The organism is Bradyrhizobium archetypum, from assembly GCF_013114835.1.
Taxonomy (GTDB): domain Bacteria; phylum Pseudomonadota; class Alphaproteobacteria; order Rhizobiales; family Xanthobacteraceae; genus Bradyrhizobium; species Bradyrhizobium archetypum.
Genome location: NZ_JAAVLW010000003.1, coordinates 747,087 through 767,559, shown reverse-complemented (window position 1 = coordinate 767,559; position 20,473 = coordinate 747,087). Strand labels below are relative to the sequence as shown.

The following is a 20,473-nucleotide window of genomic DNA, read 5'->3' as shown; positions in this document are numbered from 1 at the left end:
GAGCTGATGCCCAAAAGAACCGATATCTCCACCATCCTGATCATCGGCGCCGGCCCCATCGTGATCGGCCAGGCCTGCGAATTCGACTATTCCGGCACCCAGGCGGTGAAGACGCTGAAGGAAGAGGGCTATCGTATCGTCCTCGTCAATTCCAATCCGGCCACCATCATGACCGACCCGGAACTGGCGGATGCGACCTATATCGAGCCGATCACGCCCGAAATCGTCGCCAAGATCATCGAGAAGGAACGCTATGTCATCCCGGGCGGCTTTGCGCTGCTGCCGACCATGGGCGGCCAGACCGCGCTGAACTGCGCGCTGTCGCTGCGCCGCCAGGGCACGCTCGACAAGTTCGATGTCGAGATGATCGGCGCCACCGCCGACGCCATCGACAAGGCCGAAGACCGTCAGCTCTTCCGCAACGCGATGGAGAAGATCGGCCTGCAGACGCCGAAATCGCGGCTCGCCAACGCTTCGGCGCTGAAGAAGTCCTACCGCGACAAATACCTCGCCGAACGTGAGAAGCTCTCCGGCGAGGCGCTCGACGAACTTGAGCGGCAATGGACGCTCGGCGAAAACGAGCGCCGCAAGCGCTACCAGGAGCACGCGCTCGGCGAAGCGCTGATGGCGCTGTCCGAAATCGGCCTGCCCGCGATCATCCGCCCCTCCTTCACCATGGGCGGCACCGGCGGCGGCATCGCCTACAACAAGGAAGAGTTCCTCGACATCATCGAACGCGGCCTCGACGCTTCGCCGACCAACGAAGTGCTGATCGAGGAATCTGTGCTCGGCTGGAAAGAGTTCGAGATGGAGGTGGTGCGCGACAAGAAGGACAATTGCATCATCGTCTGCTCGATCGAGAACCTCGATCCGATGGGCGTGCACACCGGCGATTCCATCACGGTGGCGCCGGCGCTGACGCTGACCGACAAAGAGTACCAGATCATGCGCGACGCCTCGATCGCGGTGCTGCGCGAAATCGGGGTGGAAACCGGCGGATCCAACGTGCAGTTCGGCGTCAATCCCGATGACGGCCGCATGGTGGTGATCGAGATGAACCCGCGCGTGTCGCGCTCCTCGGCGCTGGCTTCAAAGGCCACCGGCTTTCCGATCGCAAAAGTCGCCGCCAAGCTCGCGGTCGGCTACACGCTCGACGAAATCGCCAACGACATCACCGGCGGCGCCACACCGGCCTCGTTCGAGCCGACCATCGACTATGTCGTGACCAAGGTTCCACGCTTTGCGTTCGAAAAATTCCCCGGCGCCTCTACCACGCTGACGACCTCGATGAAATCGGTCGGCGAAGTCATGGCGATCGGCCGCACCTTCCAGGAGAGCCTGCAGAAGGCGCTGCGCGGGCTGGAAACGGGCCTCACCGGCCTCGACGAGATCGAAATCGAGGGGCTCGGCCGCGGCGACGACAAGAATGCGATCCGCGCAGCCTTGGGCACGCCGACGCCGAACCGCATCCTGCAGGTGGCGCAGGCGATGCGGCTCGGCTGGTCGAACGAGGAGATCTTCAATTCCTGCAAGATCGATCCCTGGTTCCTCGCCGAGATGCGCGGCATCATCGACATGGAAGCGAAGATCAGGAAGCACGGCCTGCCGCCGAACGGCTATGGCATGCGCATGCTGAAGGCGATGGGCTTTTCCGACGCACGGCTTGCCGTGCTGTCCGACTCCACCGAAGCCGAGATCACCGCGAAGCGTCACGCGCTCGGCGTCCGCCCCGTCTTCAAGCGCATCGACACCTGCGCCGCCGAATTCGCCTCCCCGACCGCCTATATGTATTCGAGCTATGAAGCGCCCTTCGCCGGCGCCCTTGCCGACGAGAGCGCCCCGTCCGACCGCAAGAAGGTCATCATCCTCGGCGGCGGCCCGAACCGGATCGGCCAGGGCATCGAGTTCGACTATTGCTGCTGCCATGCCTGCTTCGCGCTCGACGATGCCGGCTATGAGACCATCATGGTCAACTGCAATCCGGAGACGGTGTCGACCGACTACGACACCGCTGACCGCCTCTATTTCGAGCCGCTCACCGCCGAGGACGTGCTGGAAATCGTCGACACCGAACGGAAGAACGGCACGCTGCATGGCGTGATCGTGCAGTTCGGCGGCCAGACCCCACTGAAGCTGGCGCGCGCGCTGGAAGCCGCCGAGGTGCCGATCCTCGGCACCTCGCCCGACGCCATTGACCTCGCCGAGGACCGCGACCGCTTCAAGCGCGTCCTCGACAAGCTCAGGTTAAAGCAGCCCAAGAACGGCATCGCCTATTCGGTCGAGCAGGCGCGGCTGGTGTCGGCCGATCTCGGTCTGCCGCTGGTGGTGCGCCCGTCCTACGTGCTGGGCGGCCGTGCGATGCAGATCATCCGCGAGGAAACCCAGCTCGACGATTATCTGCTCGGCACGCTGCCCGAGCTGGTGCCGGCCGACGTCAAGGCGCGCTACCCCAACGACAAGACCGGGCAGATCAACACGGTGCTCGGCAAGAACCCGCTGCTGTTCGACCGCTATCTCTCCGACGCCACCGAGGTCGACGTCGATTGCCTCTGCGACGGCAAGGACACCTTCATCGTTGGCATCATGGAGCACATCGAGGAAGCCGGCATTCACTCCGGCGATTCCGCCTGTTCACTGCCGCCGCATTCGCTGGATGCAAAGATGATCGAGGAGCTCGAACGCCAGACCCGCGAGCTCGCGCTCGGCCTCGACGTCGTCGGCCTGATGAACGTGCAATACGCGATCAAGGACGGCGAGATCTACGTACTCGAGGTCAATCCGCGGGCCTCGCGTACCGTGCCGTTCGTCGCCAAGGTCGTGGGCACGCCGGTGGCGAAGATCGCCGCCCGCATCATGGCCGGCGAGAAGCTGGCCGACTTCAAGCTGAAGAAAAAGCGGCTCGGCCACGTCGGCGTGAAAGAATCGGTCTTCCCCTTCGCGCGCTTTCCCGGCGTCGATACCGTGTTGGGTCCAGAAATGCGTTCGACCGGCGAAGTCATGGGCATCGACCGCTCGTTCGAGATTGCCTTTGCCAAAAGTCAGCTCGGCGGCGGCACCCGCGTGCCGCGCAAGGGCACCGTGTTCGTCTCGGTGCGCGAGACCGACAAGACCCGCATCGCGGACGCGGTCCGGCTGTTGCACTCGCTCGGCTTCAAGGTGATGGGGACTTCGGGCACGCAGCGCTTCCTGACCGACAAGGGCATTCCGACCGAGAAGGTCAATAAGGTGCTGGAAGGACGGCCGCACATCGTCGATGCCATCACCAATGGCGACATCCAGCTCGTCTTCAACACCACCGAGGGGCCGCAGGCGCTGGCCGACAGCCGTTCGCTGCGGCGGGCTGCCCTCTTGCATAAAGTGCCGTATTACACCACTCTTTCAGGTGCTGTGGCCGCCGCCCAGGGCATCCGCGCCTATCTGGGCGGGGACCTTGAGGTCCGCACGTTGCAGAGCTACTTTTCCGAAAACTGATCGTTGGCCGGGTAAATGCCCGCTAAGCGATTGGCAAGACGGCCGTATGGCTGGAACTCACCGCTCGTTTGCATGTTGAATCGGCCCCCGACGGGGCCGAAAAATTAATAGGCTGGCGGGCTCATATCGGGGCCACGAAAGCCCGAATCGAAATCTAGAAAGACCTCGTGCGCGCTGGCGCCCCCGGGCGAGCCCGCATGATGGAAGGACGGAAGAGATGATGGATAAGGTTCCGATGACTGCGAGCGGCTATGCCGCCCTGGAGCTTGAGCTGAAGCAGCGCCAGTCGGTGGAGCGTCCGCGCATCATCGAGCATATTGCCGAGGCGCGCTCGCATGGCGACCTGTCCGAGAATGCGGAATATCACGCAGCCAAGGAAGAGCAGTCGCACAACGAAGGCCGCATTGCCGAGCTCGAAGACAAGCTCGCGCGCGCCGACATCATCGACATCTCGAAACTGTCCGGCGACACCGTCAAGTTCGGTGCGACCGTCACGCTGGTCGACGAGGACACCGAGAAGAAGGCGGTGTGGCAGATCGTCGGCGAAGTCGAGGCCGACGCCAAGAAGGGCCGCATCTCGATCACTTCGCCGCTCGCCCGCGCCCTGATCGGCAAGAAAAAGGGCACCACCGTCGAAGTGATGGCACCCGGCGGCGCCAAGGCTTACGAGATCACCAAGGTCGAGTGGCGCTAGCGCGCGATGGCGATTGTTGGAATCGTCATCCCGCTCCATCTCTCTGACCAGAGCATGATCTCTTCGGAAAACCGGTAACGACCTTTCCGGATCGTGCTGTAGTCACCTGCAAGCTACTGTTGCGACAAAGCCGCTTTCTCGACGCGGCTTTTTTGTTTGCTGCCGTGCTGACAGGATTGTGAATGGTGATGCGGCACGTTTCGGAATATCCGATCCCGGCTAATGGTTATAGAATATAACTAACCGGATCGGCCGCGAAATCTCGTCGTTCCACGGCGATGAGCGACGGGCTCCAAGCCGCCGGAGCGACATCTTGTTGCGCTGCAATCGCGACCACGTCGCGAAACGGCGACGTGAAGGGGAATGATTCAATTTCGAAGGTGTTGTGTCGGCATCACACGTGATTCGACAACACCGTGTAATCTCGTGACGCTAGTTCTAGCGTGCCAACCAGGGGGACAATGACATGGACCAATTCGACAAGGTGCTCGCGAAATGGGAGCCGACCGCGCTGAGCCTGTTTCGCTTCATTACCGGGCTGCTGCTGTTTCAGTACGGCGTCGCCAAGATCTTCAAGTTTCCGGTGCTTCCCTATTTCGCCAACATCCCGCCGCTGATCACGACGGCCGGCGCGCTCGAACTGGTGCTTGGCGCGCTCTTGATGATCGGCCTGTTCACGCGCATCACGGCGTTCATCCTGTCCGGTGAAATGGCCTTCGCCTATTTCATCGGCCACATGTTCAAGGATCCGGCCAAGCCGGTGTTCCTGCCGCTGCTCAATGGCGGCACGGCTGCGATCCTGTTCTGCTTCGCCTGCCTGTATCTGTCGACCGCCGGCGGCGGGCCGATCAGCGTCGACGCGATGCGGAAGAAGTGAGACGAAAACGAGCGCTGCTTACGCAAACTCGTCATTCGGGGGCGATGCGAAAGCATCGAACCCGGAATTTCGAGATTCCGGGTTCGCTTCGCGCCCCGGAATGACTAGCCCACCGCCTTCGCATCGAGCGGCACCGCCGCTTCATATTTTGAATTGTGCAGCACCAATGACGTCCTGACATTGCGCACGTGCGGCGCCGCCGTCAGGTGCGTGACGAAATCCTGGAACGTCGCCATGTCAGGCGCGACGCATTTGAGGATGAAGTCCACCTCGCCCGACAACATCCAGCATTCCCGCACCAGGGGCTCGCCCCGGACGAAATCCTCGAACGCGCGCAAATCCGCGTCCGCCTGACTGGACAGATGGACGGACGCAAACACGGTGACGTCGAAGCCGAGCCGGCGCGGATCCAGAAGCCCACGATAGCCTTGGATGTAGCCCTCTTCCTCCAGGGTGCGGACCCGGCGCAGGCAGGGAGGCGGGGAAATGCCGACGCGTTTGGCCAGTTCCACGTTGGTGATTCGGCCATCGGCCTGAATCTCGGCCAGGATTTTGAGGTCGATTTCGTCAAGATTCTTCGACACGCGCGTCGGATTCCCTAATTCTGCGGCCGCTTGGCAGGCCTTACTGGCAACTCTCTTAGCGCACGCCATGTGACTTGCGCAATTTTATTGCGCGTTCGGCGTCACTTTTCGCAATTGTGAATTCAGTTCCGGGGAAAATTCGCTGGGATGAATTGCAATTCTTGCATAGCTACCCAGATATCTTAGACTTGGATTTGACACTTTCAGCGCCGCCGCGACCTCCTCCCGGGCGCTTTCTGCTCAGTCAAGACAAAGCCCCGAATAAGAGAGGGATCCGCCGATGCCTGCGCCTATCCATGCCAAGGTCGTCATTATCGGTTCCGGCCCAGCCGGCTACACCGCGGCGATCTACGCGGCGCGTGCGATGCTGGAGCCGGTGCTGATCCAGGGCATCCAGCCCGGCGGACAGCTCACCATCACAACCGACGTCGAAAACTATCCGGGCTTTGCCGACGTGATCCAGGGCCCCTGGCTGATGGAGCAAATGGAGAAGCAGGCCGCCCATGTCGGCACCAAGATCGTCACCGATTTCGTCAACAAGCTCGAATTAGCGCAGCGCCCGTTCCGGCTGACCTGCGACAGCGGCGACGTCTATCTGGCAGAGACGGTGATCCTCGCCACCGGCGCCCAGGCGCGCTGGCTCGGCATTCCCTCGGAGGAAAAATTCAAGGGCTTCGGCGTTTCGGCCTGCGCGACCTGCGACGGCTTCTTCTACCGCGGCAAGGAAGTGATCGTGGTCGGCGGCGGCAACACCGCGGTCGAGGAAGCGCTGTTCCTGACCAACTTCGCGTCCCAGGTGACGATCGTGCATCGCCGCGACCATTTCCGCGCCGAGCGCATCCTGCAGGACCGCCTGTTCAAGAATCCCAAGATCAAGGTGGCCTGGGACTCGGCGATCGACGAGATCTGCGGCACCGAGAACCCGACCAAGGTCACCCATGTGCGCCTGAAGAACGTCAAGACCGGCGCGCTGAAGGAAGTGCCGGCCGACGGCGTCTTTATCGCCATCGGCCACGCGCCGGCGACCGATCTCGTCAAAGGCCAAATCAAGCTGAAAACCTCCGGCTATGTCGAGGTGGCGCCGAACTCGACCGCGACCTCGATGCCCGGCCTGTTCGCCGCCGGCGACGTTGCCGATGAGACCTACCGGCAGGCGGTCACGGCCGCCGGCCTTGGCTGCATGGCGGCGCTTGAGGCCGAACGTTTCCTGGCTTTGCGCGCGAGCGATCGCGCTGCGGCTGAATAGTCATGCCTAGAACTCGAGACGGATTTACGGACATGGATTGGGACAAGCTGAAGGTGTTTCACGCGGCGGCAGAAGCGGGAAGCTTCACCCATGCCGGCGAGCAACTCGGGCTTTCGCAATCCGCCGTGTCGCGGCAGGTCAGCGCACTCGAGCAGGAACTCTCGGTGTCGCTGTTCCACCGCCATGCGCGCGGATTGATCCTCACCGAACAGGGCGACTTGCTGTTTCGCACCGCCCATGACGTGTTCATGCAGTTGCAGGCGGCGCGCGCCAAGCTGACCGACAGCCGCGAACGGCCGAGCGGCGATCTCAAGATCACCACGCCCCCCGCGCTCGGCATCAACTGGCTGATTCCGCGGCTCGACGAGTTCACCGCGCTCTATCCTGATATCCGCATCTCGCTGATCGTCACCGACGAGGATCTCGATTTGTCGATGCGGGAGGCCGACGTCGCGATCCGGACCCGCAAGCCCACCCAGCCGGACCTGATCCAGCGCAAGCTGTTCTCGATCGGCTTCCACGCCTATTGCTCGCCGGAATACATCAAGCGCTTCGGCACGCCGCGGACGCTCGACGACCTCGACTCGCACCGCATCATCATGCTCGGCGATGCGCAGGTTCCGACGCATCTGCAGAATCGGAGCTGGCTGATCGACGCCGGCCGCAACGGCTCCGGCCCGCGCGAAGCCTATTTCAAGGTGAACAATATCTTGGGCTTGGTCCGCGCCTGCCAGCAGGGGCTCGGCATCGCCGCGCTGCCGGACTATCTGGTCGAGGAAAACAACCGCCTGGTGCAGTTGTTCGGCGAATCCGACTCGATCCAGCTCGACACCTACTTCGTCTATCCCGAAGAGTTGAAGACGGTTGCACGCGTGCAGGTGTTCCGCGATTTCGTGGTGAGCAAGGCGCAGCGCTGGCCGTCCTAATTAGCTGTTTTTATAGAGGGCGCGCTCACCGCATGTCTGACATGCGACCTCGACGGTTGCTGCATGGCGCCGATGAGGATCATAGTACTCGAACGCTGATCGGTCGTGTCGCGCACATGTCCCCCTCCTCCAGTGACACGGCAGTTCAGTAATCCCTCTTGGAAGGTGATTGTGTCGGCCTCACGTGGCCAATACCTCAAGCCGGGCTCTTTCGGGGCCCGGCTTTTTTTCATGGCCGCGTCATCTTTGCTGCGCCAATTGACATCGAAGCGCTTCACAACCATGATCTGCACATGATCACGAGTTCGTGCGCAGCCCTGTCGTCGAAAAAAGGTCCCCATCCGGGGACCCGAGATCGACGCGCGCGCTGAACAGCCGCAAACCGCGATCCGAAGCCCCGCCGTCTGGACGGGGTTTTTTATTGGTCCCGTCTCCGGCTTACCCCATGAGGAGATGGAACGATGACTGCCCCTTCAACCAACGATCTGGCAAGCCGCCTGCAGGGCCTGTGGCTGCCGCTCATCACGCCGTTTCGCGACGGCGAACTCGACGAGGCGTCATTACGCCGGCTCGTCAGGCGGTATGCGGCCGGCCCGGTCGACGGCTTCATTCTGGCCGCGACGTCGGGCGAAGGCATGTCGCTCCGCGCAGACGAGCTCGAGCGGCTGGTGACACTGACGCGCAACGAGCTCTCCGCCAGCCGGCGCTATTTGCCGATCCTGCTTGGCCTGTCCGGCGCCTCGACCGCGAAGATGCTGGATGCACTGGACGAGACGGCCGGCTGGCCGATCGACGGCTATCTGATCGCAAGCCCCTATTACATCCGGCCGTCGCAGCGTGGCCTGTTGCAGCATTTCACTGCGCTCGCCGATCACGCCGCATGGCCGATCGTGCTCTACAACATTCCGTACCGGACCGCCGTCAGCCTCACCAACGAGACACTGCTGCAGCTCGCGGCGCATTCGAACATCATCGGCATGAAGGATTGCAGTGCCGACCGCGCGCAGTCGATCGATTTGCTGGCGCGGCGGCCAGCCGGCTTTCGCGTGCTGACCGGCGAAGACACGCAGTATCACGACGCGCTCGCCGACGGCGCCGACGGCGCAATCCTGTTGTCGGCGCATCTGGAGACCGAGGCTTTCGCCTCGATGCAGGCGCTGATCAGGCAAGGGGATCGTGACGGCGCGCGGGCATCCTGGAAGGAGCTCTCCCGGCTGACCCGGCTGTTGTTTGCCGAGCCGAGCCCGGCGCCCGCCAAATACTGGCTGGCGCGCAGCGGGCTGATCGACAGCGCCGAGGTTCGCCTGCCGATGGTGGAAGTGAGCGCGGAGCTCGCAGCGCTGTTGAACGAGGAAATCGATCGGCGCGGACCGCAGCTCCTGCGGCGGGCCTGAGGATGTGACTTTCTCCCTCTCGCCTCGATGGCGAGAGGGAGAAGCGAAATCAGCTCATCAGCAGGCGATAAGTCATCACGGGCGCGAAGCCGAGCAGCATCGCCCAGATGGCAAATGACGACACCAGGAGAACGTCGTGCATGCTTTGGGCATAGTCGCCGAACGGATATTTCCTGCCGTGAACGGTCATCGATTTCCCCCTTGTTGTTCTGGGAGAGATCCATACGCATAAAATTCTAACATTGCGGACGAGGCTTCGCTCGAGTTTGTCGCCGCGCGGCAACCACACGTTAACCAGGTGACGCGCTGGTTAGCCGGCAATAGCAAGTCCAGAAAAATGCAAGTGAAATCGCAACCAGGTTTTTAAAACCGGTCGGGTATCAAACTATCCGGATAAACCAAAAACGCGGGGGCGCAACGTGCATTTCGAAAACAACAGGCTGCCCGAACAGGGCTTCTCCACCGAGGACATTCTGTGGGCCGTCGGCATCTGGTCGGTGATCCTGACGCTGTCCCCGGTCGTCGTGCTCTATGTGCTGATGGTGGCGTAGGGCGCCGTCATTCCGGGATGGTGCGCAAGCACCAGACCCGGAATCTCGAGATTCCGGGCTCGATGCTTCGCATCGCCCCGGAATGACAACAACAAAGTCTCCCACAAAAAGAAAACGCGCGGAGCCCGCGCGTTCTTTGTCAGTCCGGCAGATCGAGAGCGGCGTTGTTACGCCGCCTGCTTGTGCATGGCGCCCGACGCCGACGCCGTTCCGCGGATCGCCTTGATCGAACGTTCGATCGCGCCCCACAACCTTGCAATCTCGGCAGCCGCGCGGCCTTCCGCGTAATATTCGCGCGCGCCTTCACCCTGGCTCAGCGCCATCAAGAGATCGGCGCGGTTGGTGATCTGGCCGCTCCAAACGGGAGCGCGGAATTTCGCCAGCGCTTCGCGCGCGATGGTGACGATGCGGCTTTCGACGCCGTCGCGTTCGGCGGGCGCGCCGTTGATCACGACCGCGTAGGGCTTGCGCGCCGAGCGGCAGGTCTGAATGGTTTCCTGCACTGCGTTGACGTCGAACACGCCGGGCCGCGCCGGAATAATCACCATCGTCGCGTTGCGGATCGCGTCATCGACGACGGCCGACAGATTCGGCGGCGTGTCGATGAACACCCATTCGACGCCGTCGCGTTTGGCGGCAGCGACGATGCCGCTGACGGAATTCACCGCCGCCTTGATCGGCGGCTCGTTGGTGCCGCGCAATTTGTGCCAGAGAGTAAGCGAGCCCTGCGGGTCGGCATCGACCAGAAGGATGGGCTTCGTTGCCTTGTGAACATGGGCAGCGAGGTGAGCAGCCAGGGTACTCTTTCCCGAGCCCCCCTTACGTGATGCGAAAACAATTACGTTCATACCTTGGCCTCCAGTTGACCCCAGAAGCCGAAAATGAATCAGCGCGCTGATTCGTGAAAGAAAAATTTATCGCCCGCCGCGATGAAGCCACTTAATTGCCAATAAAACTGGTTTTTGAGTCACACCGTGTGACCCCGGTCACCGAAACGGTAATCGGCAAGGCCGCTGTCGCTCGGCTCATCGCGCACTTCTTGCACGCTCGCGTTCGAGCTTTGCACGCTGGCGCTCAAGCCATTTGCGCTCGATCCATCCAAGTCCCTGCGCCATCGGCTTCTGCAGCGGCGGTATGTCCTGCGCGAACAAAAGGAGTCCGAGTGGCAGCATCCAGAGTCCGAGCACCGGCAGGAAGCTGAGAAAGCCGCCGACGACTAAGAGAAATGCGAGCGGAATACGGACGTAGATCGATGTCGGCTTGCGTACCCAACCGACGAATTTCGCCGGCCCAGGCGGCAGCTTTTTCTCGAACCAGGCAAAATGCCGATCGAGCTCTTTTTGATGTTGGCTCAATGAACCCTCTCCTCTTCCGTGAGGAGATGTTCATTGCAGAGGCTGCTGGCAAGCGTCAGTAGCGAGAAGAGGCCTTGAAATTGCGTGATGTCGATCACGTCGCGGGTTTCGCCGGCTTTTTGGCTTTGCGCTTGGCGCTCACGGCCTTGTGCAGCGTGGCCGGCCGGATCACCGTCGGTCGTCCGGCGGGCATGGCCGCGACTTCATCCGGCTCGGGACCGGCCGTGAAATGCGCGCGGCAGGCCGGCGAGAGCTGCGACTTGTTACGGATCATGCAGGCGGTGATGCGGTCGACGTCGGGGATATCAGAGCTGCAGAGGCGGAACGCATCGCCGGTGCAGGCCTGCTGCTGCTCGGGGGTGTAGGCGCGGCCCGCCGTCGACCAGATCAATACCGACAGCGCGGTGGCAAAAAGCAATCCGCACCGAAAAATCTGTTCGCGAAAAACCATCATCACTCCCCCATCCGCAACAATTCGCGGGAAGTGTGGGTGAACGGCTGGAGATTCGCAAGCACGGGTGGCCGACACGTCACAGCACAAGCGTCACGGCACTTGGGCGGCAATCCGGTTCAACCTGGTGAGGATGGTACAGTTGGGTGGGCTCGAACCACCGACCTCCTGTTCCACAGACAGGCGCTCTAACCAACTGAGCTACAACTGCATCCCTCACGCGAGGCCCAAAAAGGGTCCTGCGAATGGGCCGGAAACTAGGTGCAACGCCTCGCTTTGGCAAGGCCGCTACGTCGCCGATTATAGTCGCTGGCGACGTGTTTTGTGTTAATTTTTGCAAGCCCCGGCCGATAGCCGGGACCCGGCCGGAGCAGCAAAAAGCCCGGGCCGCCTCGCCCGGGCTTTTCGTTAGCGATGGCGCGGCCCGATCAGGCGGCCGGCTTGTAGTACTTCGAGGCTGAAGCCTTGATCGGCTCGACGGTCTCGGTGGCAACCTTCTGGCCGAGTTCGGCAAGCTCCTTGGCCTGGGCTGTGAAGGTCTCGTACTGCTTCTTGGCGTGCGAGGTCCACAGCTCCAATGCCGCAGCCGGCGTCTTCACGCCGAGCATCTCCTGCGCAAAATCGAGCGAGGACGAGGTGTTGGCCTTGAAGAACTCGATCAGCTTGGCGTTGTACTCGCTGGCGCCCTTGCTGGCCGAGGTGAACACCGCCTCGATGGTGCCGTTATGGGTCTCAGCCGCGTCCTTGAACTTGGCATAGCTGTCGCGGGCCTGCGAGACGCCCTTTTCAGCGAACGCGCGCACCTGCTCGGGGACTTCGAAGGGGATGATGGAGGCAGAGAAGGGATCGGTGGAACTGGTCACGGCTGGCATCCTTCACAATGGGGTTAAACGATATTTCCCCCTCGCGGACGCCGGCAGGCAAGCGGCCGAAAGGGTTACGTACACGCACTCACGGAAGCGGCCCATCCACGGGCCTGCCTAATAAGCATCCTTATCGTGTCAAATTTGTGCAACGCAATGCAATTTCTGGTGCGTTGCCACAAATTTTCTCGCCTCGGATGCTGGTTCCACCTAGGTAATCCATCGGTTGCGGTGCATTGGCCGCGTCAGGCTTTCGACTTCCCAGCAGATGAAGCGCCCCGGCGGTTAAGGTTATCCTCGGCTAAGATTACTGCCGGCGGGACGGGCCGTGGACCTGCCGGGGCGGGCTTGCGATACTAACGAAGTCTTAACGCTGTCGGCACTCCGGCTGCCGATTTAATGCCGGAGGGTCCTGTAGTTGCGATGACGGATGCGGAATCTCCCTGGCGGGCGCGCAGCGATCCGCGGTTGGCGGCGTATGCGGCGAGCCGCCTGCCTGCATGGTTGTGGACAGCCGACGGCAGGCGGATCCTGTGGGCCAATCCGGCTGGCGTCCGCGTGTTCGGCGCAACCAGCGCAGCAAGCCTCGCCGAAAGAACCTTCGGTCCGGCCGACCAGCACCGGCGGCAGATCGCCCGGCTCACCGGCCGGTTGCTCCCCAACGGTGCCATCCGCCTGGAGCGTCTGCGTGGATTCGGCGCGGCGCCCGGCATGCTTGCGACCTGCGGCTGCTCGCGGTTCGACTTTCCCAATGGCAGCCACGGCGTTCTGATCGCCGCCGGCAATATCGCGCTGATCGCGCCGCGACCGGCGCAAGCACATAGGCAGGCAGAGGACGAGATGCAGCCAGATAGCGAAGCGCCATCGCCGGCCGCGCAGCCGAGCGCGCCCGCCATGCCCGTCGCGGAGCCATCGATCGCTCCGCAACCATTTCCCGACTACGAACAGCCGGCGCAGTCGGGCGATGCCCCCGCCGAGTTTGCGTTGTTCGATGCGCTTGCCGAATCCGCTGCGGATGAGCCCGCTGCGGAAGCGCCGCCTGCGGCCGAAGCCGTTCGCCGTACACTTTCGCCTGCGCTCGAAGCGTTGGCCGGCCAGCCGGCCCAGGAGCGGCGCCTGCCGCTGCGCTTCACCTGGCAGATGGACCGCCAAAGCCGCTTCACGGTCGGATCCTGCGAGTTCGTCGGTCTGATCGGCCCCCACGCAGCCGCCGTTTTCGGCCGGCCTTGGCCCGCGATCGCCGAGACCTTCAAGCTGGATCCGGCCAACCGGGTGGAAAAGGCATTGGCGACCCATGACACCTGGAGCGGCATCACGCTGAACTGGCCGGTGGACGGTGGCGGCGCGTTGGCGGTCGAACTATCCGGCTTGCCGATCTTCGATGGGGCGCGGAATTTCACCGGCTATCGCGGCTTTGGCATCTGCCGCGACTTCGATGCCCTAGCGCGGCTCGCCGCCCTCCGCCTGGCGGAATGGTCCGGCGAGATGGTGACGCAAGAACCGCCCACTGCCGCGGGCGCGCCGGCCGGCGCAGCACTGCCGTCGCACGAGGTCTTGCCTGAACCGATTGCTGCCGAGACTTCACCTCCGAACAATTTGGAAACGCCTGTGGAACCGCCCAAGGAAAGCTTCGAGGAAAGTCTCGAGGAAAGCGCGCCGGATACGCTGCCGAGCGAATCGCCGGCAGACCCACCCGGAAATGTCGTGCCGTTCCGCGCCCCCGGTGAAACCAAGTCCCTGTCGCTGACGCCGGTTGAGAACAGCGCCTTCAACGAACTCGCGCGGCAATTGTCGGCGCGGCTCGACACCGAGAACGGCAACGAAGCCGCATCAGACACTGACGGCGAAACCATCTTCGAACCGCTGACAGCATCAGCGGTGCGCGAAGACGCCAACGAGCCGCCCGAATGGCTGGCGACGCCCGAGCCGCCCGCGCGTGGCGAAGCCGCGCGTGACAAGGCGCTGCTCGACCTCCTGCCGGTCGGCATCCTGATCTACCGGCTCGACCGGCTGCTCTATGCCAACCCCGCCTTTCTGACCCAGATGGGCTACCCGAACCTGCACGCGCTGGAAGATGCCGGCGGCCTCGACGCGCTCTATGTCGAAGCCGGCGCGTCGAATGCGTCCTCGACGTCGGACACCGGACGACCGGTGACGATTTCCGCAAGCGGGCTCGCGGACTCCGATGCGCCATCGTCGGCCGCAGAAGCCCGCCTCTACACCATTTCATGGGACGGCGATTCCGCCCTCGCTTTGATCTTCTCCACCACCCGCCATGAGGGTGCCGCGATCGCGGCCGCCATCACGCAGGCCGAGCCGGCAGCGGACCCTGATATCTTTGAGCCATCGGCGGTCGGCCACGCCAACGCCGAAGAACTCGCCGCCATTCTCGACACCACCGCCGAAGGCATCGTGATGTTCGACGCCGAGGGCAACATCAATGCGGCCAACCGCAGCGCCGAAGCGCTGTTCGGCCGCGACGGCGACGAACTCGTAGAGCGCAATCTCGCCGATCTGTTTGCGCCCGAAAGCCAGCACGCCGTGTTCGAATATCTCGCCGGCGTCAAGGCTTCCGGCGTCGAAAGCCTGCTCGATCATGGCCGCGAGGTGCTGGGCCGCGAAAGCAAGGGCGGCATCATCCCGCTGTCGATGACCATGGGCCGCACCCGGGCCGATGGTCCGAATTTCTTCGCGGTATTTCGCGATCTGTCGCAGGCCAAGAAGACCGAGAACGAATTGCGCGAGGCGCGGCGGCTGGCCGAACGCGCCGCCAATGCCAAGGCCGATGTGCTGGCGCGGATCAGTCACGAGCTGCGCACGCCGCTGAATGCCATCATCGGGTTCTCCGAAGTGATGATCGGCGAGCGCTTCGGCGCACTCGGCAATGAACGTTACCGCGAATACATGAAGGACATCCGCGCTTCCGGCGAACGCGTGATCGCCATCATCAACGACCTGCTCGACCTCAGCCGAATAGAAACCGGCAAGCTCGATCTGGCCTTCACCGCGCAGAACCTCAACGAGCTGGTCGAGAGCTGCGTGGCGGTGATGCAGCCGCAGGCCAACCGCGAGCGGATCATCATCCGCACGTCGCTGGCGCACGCGCTGCCGCCGGTGATTGCGGACGGGCGGGCATTGCGTCAGATCACGTTGAACCTGATCGGCAATTCGATTCACCTCGCCAATGCCGGCGGGCAGGTCATCGTCTCGACCGCACTGTCCGATTTCGGCGAGGTGATGCTGCGGGTCCGCGACACCGGCCATGGCCTCAACGACCACGAGGTTGCAGCAGCGCTCGAGCCGTTCCGCACGCGGGCACCGTCGGATCAATCCGAAAGTGCGGCCGTCAGCCTATCGCTCACCAAGGCGCTGGTCGAAGCCAATCGCGCCAAATTCCAGATCAGGACTGGCGGCCGCACCGGCACGCTGATCGAGATCGTGTTTCCGCACGCGGTCGCGCGCGCTTGATCGGACGAACAGGCGCGTAGACGCGGCATAGATCACGCCGTCTTTTGCAAGAGAAACGCGGGGACGCTGAGGCCCTGGCTGCGCAAATAGTCGGCCATCGGTCCGACCACCTTGATGACGGCCGGTCTTGCCGTCATGCGCTGCCGCCATTGCAGAAGCTTCGGCATTTCATCAGTCATGTCGGCACCCATCCGGACACCGAAGAGCTGGGCCATATAGAACGCGATATCGGCAAAGGAATATTCGCCGCCGAGAAACTCACGGTCACCGAGCACGGCCTCCATCGTTCGATAATAGGCGGCAGCGCCCGCGCGCGCGACTTCCGCGGCGGGATCATCAGGCGCTTTCCAGAGCTGCATCAATTTGATGATGTGCGGGAAATAGACCTCATCCGATTCATGCTCCAGCCGGCGCGACCACGCCCGTGCGGCAGGCGTCGCAGGCCACAGCGCAGGATGCGGCTCGATGTCTTCCAGATACTCGAAAATCTGGGTGGAATCGAAGATCTCGAGGCCGCCGTCGATCAGCACGGGGACCTGGCGCTTTGGATTGATGCGCAGCACTTCCGGGTGCTTTGGCGCGTAGCCTTCCTTCACGGTGAAGGGCACCATCACGAGTTCGAAATCGACATTCTTCTCGTGCAGCGCGATCTGAACTTTGGCACCGAACATGCTCAAGGGACCGGAGAACAGCCGTATCCTGCGATCGCTGGCGCGATCGGCTTCTCGACCAGATTGAACGTCCTCGGGCATGGGTTCCCACCTTCAATCGCCGAAACAGTCGTGACCCAAAACAAACAGGTTGCCCTGTTTTTGTCAATCCGATAGACGGCTCGCGGTGCCGACAGCGGTGGGAGTCGCTTCATGACCAAAAAGCCAGCCAGCGGCCGCTCGCGAACAAACGATCCAGCCGGCGTCAGAAAGCGCATCCTGGATGCGACAGCGGATGCTTTCCAGAAACGTGGCTACCACTCGACCAGCACGCACGACATTGTTCGCGCGGCCGGCGTGACGGCAGGCGCCCTCCACCATCATTTCCCGACGAAGAAGGTCCTTGCGCTCAGCGTCATTCAGGAGCGCGTGGCGCAAGCCGTCGACAAGCATTGGCTCGAGCCGGTCAGATCGGCACGCGGCGCGCAGGAAGGGATACGCACGGCGTTCGAGCAGATCGCATCGGCGCTGGACCGGTCCAGGACCATTCTGGGATGCCCGCTGAATAATCTGGCGCTCGAGCTTTGCGTCGCAGATCCTGAATTTCGAGAGGCGATCGAGGGGATCTATGACAATTGGCGCAAGGTCATCGCGGACAAACTGCGTGCGGATTTCGCCGGCACGTTCGACGCCGACGCCTTGGCCACTTTCGTCATCGCGTCTTATTCAGGCGCCATCGCCCAGGCCAAGGCAAGGCAAAGCACGGCTCCGCTTCGCAGCTGTGCCGAGCAATTGGCGCTTCACTTTCGCTCTAGGCGAATGCCGAAGGCCAAAGACGCCCGCGCTTCCAGGCCGTAGCGAATTCTCCGGATCCGGCTCGGGAGACGCAAAGGTCCTTCTGGACAGTGGCGGCATTTCCGGCTGATATGCGGCGAATTGACACACAGCCGCTCTGTGTGAGCCTGGAGGAAACCCCATGAAGCCGTTTAGTGCGCGCCTGTTCGGCGCGGTCGTTGCGTTGGCGCTTGCAGCCGCTGGCCCTGCCCTCGCCCAGCAGCTCGAGCTCAAGATCATGGCGCCGGCGGCGCCCGGCGGCGGATGGGACCAGACCGCGCGGTCGATGCAGCAGGCGCTGGTGGCTGCCAAGATCGCCCGCAGCGTCCAGGTTACCAACGTCGCCGGCGCCGGCGGCAGCGTCGGCATCGCGCAGTTCGTCAACGGCGCCAAGGGCGACGGCAACCAGTTGATGGTGAACGGCTTCGTCATGGTGGGCGCGCTCGCCATGAACAAGTCGCCGGTGACGCTCGAGCAGGTGACGCCGATTGCGCGCCTCACCGAGGAGATCCAGGTGATCGTCGTGCCGGCGAATTCACCGCTCAAGACCGCGCAGGACCTTGCCAATGCTGTGAAGGCCGACATCGCCAAGGTGACGTTTGCCGGCGGCTCGGCCGGCGGCGTCGACCATGTGATGGCGGCATTGTTTGCGGGAACGATCGGCGCCGACGCGAAGAAGATCAATTACATTCCTTTCTCCGGCGGTGGCGAGTCGCTCGCGGCCATTCTCGGCGGCAAGGTCACTGCGGGTATTTCGGGGCTGAGTGAATACGAAGGCCAGATCAAATCGGGCAAATTGCGTGCGCTCGGCGTGACGTCGGAGAAGCGCATCGCCGGCATCGACATTCCGACATTCAAGGAACAGGGGATCGATCTCGTGATCGCCAACTGGCGCTCGGTGGTCGCGCCTCCCGGCATCACGCCTGAACAGCGCAAGACGCTGACCGAGGCGGTGGAGAAGATGGTCCAGTCGGATGCCTGGAAGGACATCCTCAAGCAGAAGGGCTGGGAGGACGCCTATCTGGGCGGCGACGCGTTCGCCGATTTCCTGAAGAAGGAAACCACACGCGTCACCGACGTGCTGAAATCGGTCGGCCTCGTCAAGTCATGACGGAGAGCCCTTCCAGCGATCTTTCGCAGCAGCCAAGGTCGCAGCGCGTCGATCCCGCGGGCCTGGTCATTGCGTTCGCACTGGCGGCGCTCGCCGCAGTGCTGGTGTGGGACGCCAGCCGCCTCCCATCCACCTCGATGTACGGCATGGGGCCGGAGGCGATGCCTCTCGTTGTCGCCACGGGGCTCGGCATTCTCGCGATCGCCAACCTGATCGATGCGTTGCGCGGCAACCTGCCGCCGCGCGAGAGCACCGATCCAAAGCCGGTGCTGCTGATCCTTGGCGGGCTTGCGCTGCTGATCGCGATCATCGGCCTTGGCGGCGGCTTCATCCTGGCGACGTCGATCCTGTTCGTCGCCACCTCGGCAGCCTTCGGGCGGCGCGCCATCTTGACCGATCTCATCATCGCCCTCGTGATGAGCACGCTGATCTATCTCGCTTTCGATCGGCTTTTGACGTTGAGCCTTCCCGCCGGCCCTCTGGAAAGACTGCTGTAATGGAAACCTTCGCCGCGCTTGCGCATGGCATGGCCGTCGCCGTGCAGCCCATGAACCTGCTCTACGCGCTGACCGGCGTGTTTCTCGGCACGGCGGTCGGCGTGCTGCCCGGTATCGGACCGGCGCTTACCGTCGCGTTGCTGCTGCCGGTGACCTACAAGCTTGATCCCGGCGGCTCGTTGATCATGTTCGCCGGCATCTATTACGGCGGCATGTATGGCGGATCGACCACGGCGATCCTCATCAACACGCCCGGCGAGAGCGCATCGATGGCGACCGCGCTCGAGGGCAATAAGATGGCCAAGGCCGGCCGCGGCGGTCCGGCGCTGGCCACATCGGCGATCGGCTCGTTCGTCGCCGGCACCATTGCCACCATTGGCCTTGCCTTTCTCGCCCCCTGGCTGGTGGATTTTGCGGTGCGCTTCGGGCCCGAAGATTATTTCGCGCTGATGTGCGTGGCCTTCGTCACGGTGTCGGCAACCTTCGGCGATTCGCCGATCCGCGGACTGACCAGTCTGTTCATCGGGCTGACGCTCGGGCTGATCGGGATCGACAAGCTCACCGGCCAGGCTCGGCTTGCTTTCGGCATCCCCGAACTGCTCGACGGCGTCGAAGTGACGACGTTGGCCGTCGGCCTGTTCGCTGTCGGCGAAGCGCTCTACGTCGCATCGCGCCGCCATCACGCCGAGGAGCAGATCGAGCCGGTGCGCGGCTCGCTGTGGATGACGACGGAAGACTGGCGGCGGTCGTGGAAAGCGTGGCTGCGCGGCACGATGTTCGGCTTCCCGATCGGCGCGCTGCCCGCCGGCGGGGCGGAAATTCCGACCTTCCTGTCCTACTCGACCGAAAAGCGGCTGACCAAACATCCGGAGGAATTCGGCAAGGGCGCGATTGAAGGCGTCGCCGGTCCGGAAGCCGCCAACAATGCCTCCGCCGCCGGTACCCTCGTGCCGCTGCTGACGCTCGGGCTGCCGACTTCGGCTACGGCCGCGATGATGCTGGCGGGCTTTCAGCAATACGGCCTGAATCCGGGGCCACTGCTGTTTGCCGAGCGGCCCGATCTCGTATGGGGCCTGATTGCCAGTCTCTTCATCGCCAACGTCATGCTGCTGGTGCTCAACCTGCCGCTGGTCGGCCTGTGGGTGCGACTGCTCGCGATCCCGCAGCCCTGGCTGTACGCCGGCATTCTCGTCTTCGCGACCATGGGCACGATCGCAGCAAAGCCCTCGGTGGTCGAGCTGTCGATGCTGGCAGGCTTCGGCGTGCTGGGCTTCTTGATGCGCCGGTTCGATTTTCCGATCGCGCCTGTCGTCGTCGGCCTTATCCTCGGGCCGATCGCCGAAAGCCAGTTGCGCCGCGCGCTCGCGATCAGTCTCGGCGATCCCATCGTGCTGCTGCAGAGCCCGATGTCGGCAACACTGCTCGGCATTGCGCTGATCGCGCTATTGGCGCCGTTCGTGCTGAAGGGGCTCGGCCGCTTTAAAGCGAGCGAGGACTAGGC

19 protein-coding genes, 1 tRNA gene and 1 pseudogene are annotated in these 20,473 nt (G+C 63.1%); 13 read left to right on the top strand and 8 right to left on the bottom strand.

Translation table 11 applies throughout. The annotated features are described in order from the left end of the window. Positions 1 to 6: 6 nt before the first annotated feature. The 3 genes from carB (at position 7) to HCN50_RS12225 (ending at position 5,042) form a co-directional block, all read left to right on the top strand. Positions 7 to 3,471 (top strand): carbamoyl-phosphate synthase large subunit, encoded by a 3,465-nt coding sequence (gene carB / locus HCN50_RS12235; protein ID WP_171709876.1) that lies wholly within the window; start codon positions 7 to 9, stop codon positions 3,469 to 3,471. Between the two features lie 220 nt (positions 3,472 to 3,691). Further along, on the top strand, positions 3,692 to 4,165 hold the full coding sequence (greA, locus tag HCN50_RS12230; protein ID WP_171709875.1) for a transcription elongation factor GreA: 474 nt from the start codon (positions 3,692 to 3,694) through the stop codon (positions 4,163 to 4,165). Positions 4,166 to 4,631: 466 nt separating this feature from the next. Next, positions 4,632 to 5,042: a DoxX family protein gene (locus HCN50_RS12225; protein ID WP_171709874.1), complete on the top strand. Its 411-nt coding sequence runs from the start codon at positions 4,632 to 4,634 to the stop codon at positions 5,040 to 5,042. 104 nt (positions 5,043 to 5,146) lie between these two features. Here HCN50_RS12225 and HCN50_RS12220 read toward each other — a convergent pair whose 3' ends face one another. Then, positions 5,147 to 5,626, bottom strand: coding sequence for an Lrp/AsnC family transcriptional regulator (locus HCN50_RS12220; protein ID WP_171709873.1), 480 nt, complete (start codon positions 5,624 to 5,626; stop codon positions 5,147 to 5,149). A gap of 280 nt (positions 5,627 to 5,906) precedes the next feature. Here HCN50_RS12220 and trxB point away from each other — a divergent pair, with 280 nt between their 5' ends. The 3 genes from trxB to dapA all read left to right on the top strand — a co-directional run bounded on the left by trxB (position 5,907) and on the right by dapA (position 9,192). Next, positions 5,907 to 6,872, top strand: a complete 966-nt coding sequence (gene trxB / locus HCN50_RS12215) for a thioredoxin-disulfide reductase (RefSeq protein ID WP_171709872.1) — start codon at positions 5,907 to 5,909, stop codon at positions 6,870 to 6,872. 2 nt (positions 6,873 to 6,874) lie between these two features. Then, the gene (locus HCN50_RS12210) at positions 6,875 to 7,798 is read left to right on the top strand and encodes a LysR family transcriptional regulator (RefSeq protein ID WP_171709871.1); all 924 of its coding nucleotides are present in this window, start codon (positions 6,875 to 6,877) and stop codon (positions 7,796 to 7,798) included. A 461-nt stretch (positions 7,799 to 8,259) separates the two neighbouring features. After that, positions 8,260 to 9,192, top strand: coding sequence for a 4-hydroxy-tetrahydrodipicolinate synthase (gene dapA / locus HCN50_RS12205; RefSeq protein WP_171709870.1), 933 nt, complete (start codon positions 8,260 to 8,262; stop codon positions 9,190 to 9,192). Positions 9,193 to 9,241: 49 nt separating this feature from the next. Here dapA and HCN50_RS12200 read toward each other — a convergent pair whose 3' ends face one another. Then, on the bottom strand, positions 9,242 to 9,382 hold the full coding sequence (locus HCN50_RS12200) for a hypothetical protein (protein ID WP_171709869.1): 141 nt from the start codon (positions 9,380 to 9,382) through the stop codon (positions 9,242 to 9,244). Between the two features lie 229 nt (positions 9,383 to 9,611). Between HCN50_RS12200 and HCN50_RS34245 the strand changes: the two genes are divergently transcribed. Continuing rightward, on the top strand, positions 9,612 to 9,743 hold the full coding sequence (locus tag HCN50_RS34245; protein ID WP_283812075.1) for a hypothetical protein: 132 nt from the start codon (positions 9,612 to 9,614) through the stop codon (positions 9,741 to 9,743). Between the two features lie 167 nt (positions 9,744 to 9,910). Here HCN50_RS34245 and HCN50_RS12195 read toward each other — a convergent pair whose 3' ends face one another. The 5 genes from HCN50_RS12195 to HCN50_RS12175 all read right to left on the bottom strand — a co-directional run bounded on the left by HCN50_RS12195 (position 9,911) and on the right by HCN50_RS12175 (position 12,412). Then, positions 9,911 to 10,591: an AAA family ATPase gene (locus tag HCN50_RS12195; RefSeq protein WP_171709868.1), complete on the bottom strand. Its 681-nt coding sequence runs from the start codon at positions 10,589 to 10,591 to the stop codon at positions 9,911 to 9,913. Between the two features lie 177 nt (positions 10,592 to 10,768). Next, positions 10,769 to 11,098 carry a hypothetical protein gene (locus HCN50_RS12190; RefSeq protein WP_171709867.1) on the bottom strand — a complete coding sequence of 110 codons (330 nt, stop codon included), beginning with the start codon at positions 11,096 to 11,098 and terminating at the stop codon, positions 10,769 to 10,771. A 94-nt stretch (positions 11,099 to 11,192) separates the two neighbouring features. Next, on the bottom strand, positions 11,193 to 11,552 hold the full coding sequence (locus HCN50_RS12185) for a hypothetical protein (RefSeq protein ID WP_376700279.1): 360 nt from the start codon (positions 11,550 to 11,552) through the stop codon (positions 11,193 to 11,195). 131 nt (positions 11,553 to 11,683) lie between these two features. Next, positions 11,684 to 11,760: transfer RNA gene (locus tag HCN50_RS12180), tRNA-His, on the bottom strand. A gap of 217 nt (positions 11,761 to 11,977) precedes the next feature. Next, on the bottom strand, positions 11,978 to 12,412 hold the full coding sequence (locus tag HCN50_RS12175) for a phasin (RefSeq protein ID WP_171709866.1): 435 nt from the start codon (positions 12,410 to 12,412) through the stop codon (positions 11,978 to 11,980). A 423-nt stretch (positions 12,413 to 12,835) separates the two neighbouring features. Between HCN50_RS12175 and HCN50_RS12170 the strand changes: the two genes are divergently transcribed. Then, the gene (locus HCN50_RS12170) at positions 12,836 to 15,880 is read left to right on the top strand and encodes a PAS domain S-box protein (RefSeq protein WP_171710003.1); all 3,045 of its coding nucleotides are present in this window, start codon (positions 12,836 to 12,838) and stop codon (positions 15,878 to 15,880) included. Positions 15,881 to 15,912: 32 nt separating this feature from the next. On the opposite strand, the gene HCN50_RS12165 is transcribed toward HCN50_RS12170, so the two are convergent. After that, complete coding sequence (locus tag HCN50_RS12165) at positions 15,913 to 16,632, bottom strand: glutathione S-transferase family protein (RefSeq protein WP_171709865.1); 720 nt, start codon at positions 16,630 to 16,632, stop codon at positions 15,913 to 15,915. A 111-nt stretch (positions 16,633 to 16,743) separates the two neighbouring features. On the opposite strand from HCN50_RS12165, the pseudogene HCN50_RS34460 reads away from it, so the two are divergent. The 5 genes and pseudogenes from HCN50_RS34460 to HCN50_RS12145 all read left to right on the top strand — a co-directional run. Next, a pseudogene (locus HCN50_RS34460) lies at positions 16,744 to 16,932 on the top strand (helix-turn-helix domain-containing protein); the annotation flags it as partial. A gap of 27 nt (positions 16,933 to 16,959) precedes the next feature. Continuing rightward, entirely contained in the window at positions 16,960 to 17,388 is a 429-nt protein-coding gene (locus HCN50_RS12160; RefSeq protein ID WP_311968040.1) for an LmrA/YxaF family transcription factor, read from the top strand. 118 nt (positions 17,389 to 17,506) lie between these two features. Beyond that, positions 17,507 to 18,475, top strand: a complete 969-nt coding sequence (locus HCN50_RS12155) for a Bug family tripartite tricarboxylate transporter substrate binding protein (RefSeq protein ID WP_171709863.1) — start codon at positions 17,507 to 17,509, stop codon at positions 18,473 to 18,475. After that, positions 18,472 to 18,972 (top strand): tripartite tricarboxylate transporter TctB family protein, encoded by a 501-nt coding sequence (locus tag HCN50_RS12150; RefSeq protein WP_171709862.1) that lies wholly within the window; start codon positions 18,472 to 18,474, stop codon positions 18,970 to 18,972. The genes HCN50_RS12155 and HCN50_RS12150 overlap by 4 nt, the downstream gene beginning before the upstream one ends. Then, positions 18,972 to 20,471 carry a tripartite tricarboxylate transporter permease gene (locus HCN50_RS12145; protein WP_171709861.1) on the top strand — a complete coding sequence of 500 codons (1,500 nt, stop codon included), beginning with the start codon at positions 18,972 to 18,974 and terminating at the stop codon, positions 20,469 to 20,471. The genes HCN50_RS12150 and HCN50_RS12145 overlap by 1 nt, the downstream gene beginning before the upstream one ends. Positions 20,472 to 20,473: the final 2 nt, after the last annotated feature.

Coding starts and splice junctions, on each gene's coding strand:
- carB (WP_171709876.1), top strand. CDS start 7: ATGCCCAAAAGAACCGATATCTCCACCATCCTGATCATCGGCGCCGGC.
- greA (WP_171709875.1), top strand. CDS start 3,692: ATGGATAAGGTTCCGATGACTGCGAGCGGCTATGCCGCCCTGGAGCTT.
- HCN50_RS12225 (WP_171709874.1), top strand. CDS start 4,632: ATGGACCAATTCGACAAGGTGCTCGCGAAATGGGAGCCGACCGCGCTG.
- trxB (WP_171709872.1), top strand. CDS start 5,907: ATGCCTGCGCCTATCCATGCCAAGGTCGTCATTATCGGTTCCGGCCCA.
- HCN50_RS12210 (WP_171709871.1), top strand. CDS start 6,875: ATGCCTAGAACTCGAGACGGATTTACGGACATGGATTGGGACAAGCTG.
- dapA (WP_171709870.1), top strand. CDS start 8,260: ATGACTGCCCCTTCAACCAACGATCTGGCAAGCCGCCTGCAGGGCCTG.
- HCN50_RS12200 (WP_171709869.1), bottom strand. CDS start 9,382: ATGACCGTTCACGGCAGGAAATATCCGTTCGGCGACTATGCCCAAAGC.
- HCN50_RS12195 (WP_171709868.1), bottom strand. CDS start 10,591: ATGAACGTAATTGTTTTCGCATCACGTAAGGGGGGCTCGGGAAAGAGT.
- HCN50_RS12185 (WP_376700279.1), bottom strand. CDS start 11,552: ATGATGGTTTTTCGCGAACAGATTTTTCGGTGCGGATTGCTTTTTGCC.
- HCN50_RS12170 (WP_171710003.1), top strand. CDS start 12,836: ATGACGGATGCGGAATCTCCCTGGCGGGCGCGCAGCGATCCGCGGTTG.
- HCN50_RS12165 (WP_171709865.1), bottom strand. CDS start 16,632: ATGCCCGAGGACGTTCAATCTGGTCGAGAAGCCGATCGCGCCAGCGAT.
- HCN50_RS12155 (WP_171709863.1), top strand. CDS start 17,507: ATGAAGCCGTTTAGTGCGCGCCTGTTCGGCGCGGTCGTTGCGTTGGCG.
- HCN50_RS12150 (WP_171709862.1), top strand. CDS start 18,472: ATGACGGAGAGCCCTTCCAGCGATCTTTCGCAGCAGCCAAGGTCGCAG.
- HCN50_RS12145 (WP_171709861.1), top strand. CDS start 18,972: ATGGAAACCTTCGCCGCGCTTGCGCATGGCATGGCCGTCGCCGTGCAG.